At 74.5% G+C, this 4,253-nt stretch carries 3 protein-coding genes; all 3 read left to right on the plus strand.

Features of this window, described 5'->3' with window-relative positions; genetic code table 11:
• Positions 1 to 1,419: molybdopterin molybdotransferase MoeA (locus tag AOK03_RS33275; RefSeq protein WP_167355666.1), on the plus strand; the 1,419-nt coding region annotated here is incomplete at its 5' end.
• Positions 1,416 to 2,513 carry a potassium channel family protein gene (locus AOK03_RS33280; protein ID WP_055569107.1) on the plus strand — a complete coding sequence of 366 codons (1,098 nt, stop codon included), beginning with the start codon at positions 1,416 to 1,418 and terminating at the stop codon, positions 2,511 to 2,513. The genes AOK03_RS33275 and AOK03_RS33280, both read left to right, overlap by 4 nt.
• 117 nt (positions 2,514 to 2,630) lie before the next feature.
• Complete coding sequence (locus AOK03_RS33285) at positions 2,631 to 3,608, plus strand: NAD(P)H-quinone oxidoreductase (protein ID WP_055569108.1); 978 nt, start codon at positions 2,631 to 2,633, stop codon at positions 3,606 to 3,608.
• The last annotated feature ends 645 nt before the right edge of the window (positions 3,609 to 4,253 follow it).

The raw sequence follows: 4,253 nt of genomic DNA on the forward strand, positions 1-4,253 counted from the left end.
CCCACACCCCCGTCCACGGACGCCGCTCCCGCCAAGGACAAGCACCGCGACATCACGCCCTGGCCCGCCGCCCGCGCCCGCGCACAGCGGGCCGCGCCCGGGCCCGGCACCGAACCGGTCACCGTCCCGCTGCACCGGGCCCTCGGCCTGATCCTCGCCGCGCCGCTCGCCGCCCTCACGGACCTGCCGTCCTTCGACACCTCCGCGATGGACGGCTGGGTCGTCGCGGGCCCCGGCCCCTGGAACGTACGGGCCGACGGGATCCTCGCCGGACATGCCCGGCCGGACGCGCTCTCCGACGGGGAGGCGGTCCGCATCGCGACGGGCGCCCGCATCCCGCAGGACGCCACCGCGGTGCTGCGCAGCGAGCACGGCAGGACCGACGACAAGGGCCGACTGCACGCCCTGCGCGAGATGGTCACCGGTCAGGACATCCGGCCGCGCGCTCAGGAGTGCCGCTCCGGCGACCGGCTGATGCCCGCCGGTGCCCTGGTGACCCCCGCCGTGCTCGGGCTGGCCGCGGCGGCCGGGTACGACGCGTTGCCGGTGTTCCGCAGGCCCCGCGCCGAAGTCCTCGTCCTGGGCGACGAGTTGCTGACGGAGGGCCTCCCGCGCGAGGGGCTCATCCGGGACGCGCTCGGCCCGATGCTGCCGCCATGGCTGCACGCGCTGGGCGCCGAGGTGACCGCCGTCCGGCGGCTCGGCGACGACGCCGAGGCCCTCCACGACGCGATCACCAGCTCCACCGCCGACCTGATCGTCACGACGGGCGGCACCGCGTCGGGCCCGGTCGACCACGTTCATCCCACCCTGCGCCGGATCGGCGCCGAACTGCTCGTGGACGGCGTCGCGGTGCGCCCCGGGCACCCCATGCTGCTGGCGCGCATCCGGCCCGACCGGCACCTCGTCGGCCTGCCCGGCAATCCGCTCGCCGCCGTGTCCGGCCTCCTCACGCTGGCCGAACCCCTGCTGCGTACGCTCTCGGGCCGCCCGGCGGGCTGCGGCGGGCCCTCCACGTACACCGCTCCCCTGCGCGACAGCGTCCACGGGCACCCGCACGACACCCGTCTCGTCCCCGTCGCCCTGCGCGCCGAGCGGGCCGTGCCGCTGCACTTCAACGGTCCGGCGATGCTGCGGGGGATCGCGGCGGCCGACGGGCTCGCCGTCGTGCCGCCCGGCGGGGCGCGGGAGGGCAGCGAACTGGAGGTCCTCGACCTGCCGTGGGCGGTTCCGGAGGTGGGCACCGGGACGGGCGCGGGCACGGCTTTGTACGGTGGTGCGATTGACGGGGGCCAGGCCGAGGAGCATGCAGGTTTCACGGCCGGAGCTGGAGCCGGAACCGGCGCCGGAGCCGGGCCCGAGGCGGGGGCTGGGCCCGGGGATGGGGCAGTCGTAGACGGCGAGGAGCGTTTCACGTGAAACTTCCCGGGCATGACGCCATCGCGCGTCACCCCGAAGAGCAGCACACGACACACCGCATCAAACTGCCGCAGCGCAAGGTCGAGCGTCCGTTGCGCCAGGTCACCCGCCGTCTCGCGATGGCACTGCTGGTGCTCGCCCTGACGACCTTCATCGTCTGGATCGACCGCGACGGTTACCACGACAACTCGGACAGCCACGTCGACTTCCTCGACGCCGCGTACTACGCGACGGTCACGCTCTCCACCACCGGGTACGGCGACATCGTCCCGTACAGCGACAGCGCCCGCCTCACCAACATTCTTCTGATCACGCCGCTGCGCGTGCTCTTCCTGATCATCCTGGTCGGCACGACCCTCGAAGTGCTCACGGAACGGACGCGTGAGGAATGGCGTCTGTCCCGCTGGAGGTCCAACTTGCGTGAACACACTGTTGTCGTCGGCTTCGGGACGAAGGGCCGCTCCGCGATCCAGACGGTCCGCGCGACCGGCCTGAAGCCGGAGCAGATCGTGGTGGTCGACCCCAGCGCGAAGGTCGTCGACGCGGCCACGGCGGAGGGGTTCGCCGGGGTCGTCGGCGACGCGACGCGCAGCGACGTACTGCTCCGCGCCGAGGTGCAGCGGGCCCGCCAGATCATCATCGCGACGCAGCGCGACGACACCGCGGTCCTGGTCGCCCTCACCGCACGGCAGTTGAACCGCGGGGCGAAGATCGTGGCCGCGGTCCGCGAGGAGGAGAACGCGCCGCTGCTCCGCCAGTCCGGCGCCGATGCCGTGATCACCAGCGCCAGCGCGGCGGGGCGGCTGCTCGGTCTCTCCGTGCTGAGCCCGAGCGCGGGCATGGTCATGGAGGACCTGATCCAGCAGGGCAGCGGTCTCGACCTCGTCGAACGCCCGGTGATAAAGGCCGAGGTGGGGTTGAACGTGCGGGAGACGGACGACCTGGTGGTGAGTGTCGTACGAGGGCATCGCGTGCTCGGATACGACGATCCGGCCGTCGGGAAGCTGGAGTTGACGGACCGGCTGATCACGATCGTCCGGGCGTCCCCCGGCACGACGGTCGCCCCGGACATCAAGCCGCTGCGCCCGAGCTGAGGCGGCCCGGCTGAGGTGGGCCGGCCGAGGCGGCACAGCTGAGGCGGAGGGGGCCCGGGGCGGCAGCCGGGCTCCCGCGTCCAGCCCTCCGCGGCGTACGCGAGTAGCCTCGCCGGCATGTATGCGATCACGATCCCCGAACCCGGTGGCCCCGAAGCGCTCGTCTGGGCCGAGGTCCCCGATCCCGTGCCCGGCGAGGGCGAGGTGCTGGTCGAGGTCGCGGCCAGCGCCGTGAACCGCGCCGATCTGCTGCAGCGCCAGGGCTTCTACAACCCGCCGCCCGGCGCCTCCCCGTACCCCGGCCTGGAGTGCTCGGGCCGTATCACCGCGCTCGGCCCCGGCGTCTCCGGCTGGGCGGTCGGTGACGAGGTGTGCGCGCTGCTCTCCGGCGGCGGCTACGCGGAGCGGGTCGTCGTCCCGGCCGGCCAGCTGCTGCCCGTGCCCGACGGCGTCGACCTCGTCACGGCGGCCGCGCTGCCCGAGGTCACCTCGACCGTGTGGTCCAACGTCTTCATGATCGCCCACCTCAGGCCCGGCGAGACGCTGCTCGCGCACGGCGGTTCGAGCGGCATCGGCACCATGGCCATCCAGCTCGCCAAGGCCGTCGGCGCGAAGGTCGCCGTCACGGCGGGCAGCAAGGAGAAGCTGGCGTTCTGCGGCGAGTTGGGGGCCGACATCCTCATCAACTACCGCGAGCAGGACTTCGTCGAGGAGATCGAGCGCGCCACGGACGGGTCCGGCGCGGACGTCATCCTCGACAACATGGGCGCGAAGTACCTCGACCGCAACGTGCGCGCCCTCGCGGTCAACGGCCGCCTCGCGATCATCGGCATGCAGGGCGGCGCCAAGGGCGAGCTGAACATCGGCGCGCTGCTGAAGAAGAGGGCCGCCGTCACCGCGACCTCGCTGCGCGGCCGCCCGGCCGCCGAGAAGGCGTCGATCGTGGCGGCGGTGCGCGAGCACGTCTGGCCGCTGATCGGCGGGGGCCATGTGCGGCCCGTCGTGGACCGGACGGTGCCGATGCACGACGCGGCGGCGGCGCACCGGGTCCTGGAGGAGAGCAGCCACATCGGCAAGGTGCTGCTCACGCGCTAGCCGCTCGGGCAGCTCCCCGCGCCCCTCGGGGCGCGGGCCTCCCGCGGACCGCCTCCCGCGGACCGGCTCCCGCGGACCGGCTCCCGCGGACCGGCTCCCGCGGACCGGCTCCCGCGGACCGGCTCCCGCAGACCGGCTCCCGCGGACCGCCTCCCGCGGACCGGCTCCCGCGGACCGGCTCCCGCGGACCGGCTCCCGCGGACCGCCTCCCGCGGACCGGCTCCCGCGGACCGGCTCCCGCAGACCGGGCTTCCTCCCGCGGACCGGGCTGCCTTTCGCGGACCGCTTCCTGCCGACCGGGCTGCCTCCCGCGGACCGGGCTGCCTTTCGCGGACCGCCTTCCGCAGACCGGGCTGCCTCCCGCGGACCGCCTTCCGCCGATCGGACCGCCTCCCGCGGACCGCTTCCTGCGGACCGGGCTGCCTTTCGCGGACCGCCTTCCGCCGACCGGGCTGCCTTTCGCGGACCGCTTCCTGCCGACCGGACCGCCTTTCGCGGACCGCCTCCCGCCGACCGGACCGCCTTTCGCGGACCGCCTTCCGCCGATCGGACCGCCTCCCGCGGACCGCTTTCCGCGGACCGGCTCCTGCCGACCGGGCTGCCTTCCGCGGACCGCCTCCCGCCGACCGGGCTGCCTCCCGCGGA

The organism is Streptomyces atriruber, assembly GCF_001418325.1.
Lineage (GTDB): Bacteria > Actinomycetota > Actinomycetes > Streptomycetales > Streptomycetaceae > Streptomyces > Streptomyces atriruber.

Excerpts from the sequence above, each read along its gene's own strand:
- AOK03_RS33285 (WP_055569108.1), top strand. The coding sequence starts at position 2,631 with ATGTATGCGATCACGATCCCCGAACCCGGTGGCCCCGAAGCGCTCGTC.